This is a genomic window from Brevibacillus sp. NPDC003359 (genome assembly GCF_042878995.1).
Lineage (GTDB): Bacteria > Bacillota > Bacilli > Brevibacillales > Brevibacillaceae > Brevibacillus.
The window spans coordinates 1-3728 of the sequence record NZ_JBIAOR010000036.1 but is presented as its reverse complement, the minus strand read 5'-3'; the positions used below and the strand labels follow the sequence as shown (position 1 = coordinate 3728).

The window sequence follows — 3728 nt, the reverse complement described above, 5'->3', positions numbered from 1 at the left end:
TCAGTTTTAGCCAAACACCCTGCGCTTGCCGCATCCGTAGTCATTGTCCGCGAAGATGAACCGGGCAAGAAACAGCTCGTCGCTTATGCGGTCAAGGAAGCGGAGCAAGAAATGGACACAGCCGAACTGCGCAAGCACGTCAAAGCACATGTTCCGGATTATATGGTGCCATCTGCTTTCGTCATGCTGGATGAATTGCCGCTTACGCCAAACGGGAAAGTAGACCGTCGGGCCCTGCCAAAACCTGACTATGCGAGCACAAGTGATGGGCACTACGTTGCACCACATACCTTTATCGAGCGCAAACTGTCTGAGATTTGGCAAGACGTTCTCAGAATCGAAGAAATGAGTATCAACTCCAACTTCTTCGAACTCGGAGGAGACTCGATCCTGAGTATCCAAATCGTCTCTCGGGCTAACCAAGCAGGGATTCGTCTTACACCTAAACAGATCTTTGAAAACCAAACAATCGCTGAACTGGCAGCTCTCGTTTCAACAACTGGAAACGGGGAAAACGCTATTCAACTGGCAGAACAAGGCCTCGTGACCGGAAATGTGTTGCTTACGCCAATCCAAAAGTGGTTCTTTGCCGCAAATCAACCGTCTATCCATCACTGGAATCAATCCTTCTTGTTGACAGTCGAAGAACCGGTTGATACGAACGCATTGGAGCGTGCCATTACCGAGTTGCTTGTACACCACGATGCTTTACGCATGCGTTATACCAACAACGACAGCATATGGTCACAACGCATCGAGGGCTTGGGCGAACCTGTACCTTTCCATTCAGTTGATTTGTCTGACATCTCACCAGAGGAACAATTCGCACGACTGGAAGAAATTGCGAGCGAGATGCAAGCGAGTCTGAACATCACAGAAGGCCCTGTGTTCCGAGCTGTGTACTTTCACCTTGGAAAAGAACGCGCGGGACGACTCCTGCTCGTTATTCATCACTTGGTAGTCGATGGGGTATCCTGGCGCATTTTGCTGGAAGACTTGCAGTTGGCCTATGAGCAAGCTGTAAATGGTCAGGCGGTGCATTTTCCGTCAAAAACGACCTCGTTCAAGGCATGGGCTGAACAGTTACACTCTTTTGCCAACTCTGATGAGCTCGAAAAGGAAAAAGCCTTCTGGGCAAATCAAGCGTATGAAGTGGATCCACTTCCTGTCGACCATACGTATGAGCCAGCTCAAAACACCGAGGCATTCACGAAGCAGATCACACTTACGCTGACCGCCAAAGAGACGCGCAACTTGCTTCACGAAACGCTCCCTGCCTACCGTCTGCAAATCAATGACGTATTGCTTGCTTCCTTAGCAAAAGCGCTGAATCGATGGACAGGAAAAGAGACGATGGTCGTACTTCTGGAAGGACATGGACGCGAGGAGATTATCGAAGGAGCAGATTTATCCCATACGGTTGGTTGGTTCACAAGTATGTACCCGATACAGATTTCTATCGAGCAAGAAAAAACTTGGGGGCATATGCTGAAGGCAGTCAAGGAACAGCTCCGCCAGATTCCCAATAAGGGTGTTGGCTATGGAATTTTGCGCTATCTACGTGATGATCTTGAACTACAAGACCAACTGAACGCCCAACCGAAACCGCAAGTCAGCTTCAACTACCTTGGGCAATTTGATCAGACGGTGGCGGTTTCCTCTACGTTTGGCATAGCGTCTGAATGCAGTGGAGCCAATCTTGCCCCTGATTCGATTCGAGAGAACTTGCTAGATATCATTAGTGCGGTTACAGGAGATCAGCTACACGTCACCTGGTTGTACAACGAAAACATCCATGATGAACAGACGATTGCGGCGGTTGCTGATGATTACATGAAAGCACTGCGGGAGATTATGTCTTACACTCAATCGGCAGAAGAAATCGGCTACACACCGTCAGACTTCCCGCTGGCTAATCTAAATCAGCAGTCTATCGACAAATACATTGCTTCGGATCGTCAAATCGAAAGTGTATACTCGCTGACTCCACTGCAAGAGGGGATGCTGTTCCACTCCCTGTATGAACAAGAGGGCGGCGATTATGTTGTACAGTTCCTCATGACAGTGCGAGATATTAGCTTGGAAGTATTCGAGCAAGCATGGCAGAAAATAGTCGACCGCCATTCGATTCTTCGTACCTCCTTTATCTGGGAAGGCTTGGAACAACCGCATCAAATGGTCCGAAAACAAGTAAAAGTAAACGTGGAAAAAATCGACCTACGCCATGTGGATGTCGATAAGCAGGAAGCTGCAATCCAATCGTATATGGAAAAAGACCGGATGCGAAACTTCCAGTTTAATCAGGCGCCAATGATGCGTTGGACATTGTTTTGCACGAACGATAATACGTATCGCTTCTTATGGAGCTTTCATCATATCTTGCTAGATGGCTGGAGTATGCCACTTGTCTTGCGAGATTGGCAGGCAAGTTACCAAGCGATCTATAAAGGCGAAGAAGAAAAAGTAGAAGCAGTCCAACCATTCAGTCGCTATATCGCATGGCTCAATAAGCAAGATAAACAAGTTGCGGAGCGCTATTGGCGCGAGCAGTTAAAAGGCTTCTACGAGTCAACACCACTTGCTATGGGAAAAGCAGGCAGTCATGCCATACAGCCTAAAGCCTACAGAGATCGAACCGTTTACTTATCCAAGGAAGTAACGGCCCACCTGCAAGCTTTTGCCCGGAAGCAGCAGTTGACGCTAAATACGCTGGTGCAAGGGGCATGGGCACTCATCCTGAGTGGTTACAGCGGATCCGAAGATATTGTCTTTGGAACGACAGTTTCTGGTCGTCCAGCAGACCTGCCAGGCGTGGAAAACATGGTAGGACTCTTTATTAATACGTTACCTGTCCGCGTCATGTTTGATCCAAGCCAAACCATACACGAATGGTTACAACTCTTGCAAAAGACACAATTAGACATCCGCCAGTACGAATACACACCACTTGTAGACGTCCAAGGCTGGAGTGAGGTTCCACATGGACAATCGCTGTTTGATAGTATTCTCGTTTTTGAGAACTACTTGAACAGCACAAGTGAGGAGTCAGATTCTGGAGTGTCGCTGAGCGAAGTCCAAGCAGTGGAGCAAACCAATTACCCATTGACATTGGTGGCGGCTCCTGGCGATGAGCTTGCTCTCAAATTGATCTATGAGCAAGGACGTTTTGATACGGAAGTGATTGTTAAGGTATTAGAACAGATGTCGCAGGTACTACATGCCCTAACTGCACAAGTGGAACAGCCGTTGCGTACACTTTCATTTATTACGGACGAGGAACGCCACAAGCTGTTAGTGGAATGGAACGCAACGGAAACGGAATATGCGCGTGACGCGGTGATGCACCAGCTGTTTGAAGCACAAGTAGTAACTACACCGGATGCGGAGGCTTTAATCGTCGGAGAAGAAAGACTGACGTACGCGGAGCTAAACCGACGAGCAAACCAGTTGGCTCACTATCTGCGTGCTCAAGGGATCGGCCCAGAGGTCTTGGTCGCTGTTCTCATGGAACGTACGACTGAGATGATCGTAGCGATGATGGGTATTCTTAAAGCTGGCGGCGCGTACGTACCGATTGATCCCGCCTATCCACAAGAGAGAATCGGCTATACGTTGGAGGATTCGCAAGCGGCAATCCTGTTGACCCAAGGAAGCCTGCTATCCATGCTGCCTGAACATAGGGCACAAGTGATCTGCCTGGATCGTGACTGGGAACATATTGCAGAGCA

1 protein-coding gene is annotated in these 3728 nt (G+C 48.6%); it reads left to right on the top strand.

Going from position 1 to position 3728, the window contains the following annotated elements; translation table 11 throughout:
- A partial coding sequence (locus ACFYU8_RS31425) for a condensation domain-containing protein (protein ID WP_390307248.1) occupies positions 1–3728 on the top strand: 3728 nt, incomplete at both ends.